General features: G+C 59.3%; 1 protein-coding gene. It reads right to left on the bottom strand.

What is annotated here, in order from left to right; all coding sequences use genetic code 11:
* Positions 1-327 (bottom strand): DNA polymerase (locus P0G09_RS16625; RefSeq protein ID WP_275253214.1); only part of this gene is annotated, 327 nt, incomplete at both ends.

Genomic DNA, 327 nt, shown 5'->3' with positions numbered 1-327 from the left:
GATGGGGATGTTCTGCAGGTTGGGATTGTCAGAGGAGAGCCGCCCGGTACGGGCCTCGGTCTGATTGAAACGGGTGTGGATGCGGCCATCCTCGCCAATGACCATGAGCAGACCCTCCACATAGGTGGAGTTCAGCATCTGACAGGCACGGTACTGGAGAATGTCCTCCACCAGCGGGATGTCCCGCAGCTTTTCCAGTGTCTCGGCATCGGTGGACCAGCCGTTCTTCGTCTTTTTGCCGTGGCGCAGGCCCATGGTTTCAAAGAGCAGGGTGCCCAGCTGTTTGGGGCTGTTGGGGTTGAAATCGGAGGTACCTGCCTCCCTCTC

The sequence above is a fragment of the Faecalibacterium sp. DFI.5.82 genome (assembly GCF_029076575.1).
In the GTDB taxonomy this organism is placed as follows: Bacteria; Bacillota; Clostridia; order Oscillospirales; family Ruminococcaceae; genus Faecalibacterium; species Faecalibacterium duncaniae.
Note: the sequence above shows the minus strand (reverse complement) of the source record. Positions and strands in the feature narration are given on the sequence as shown.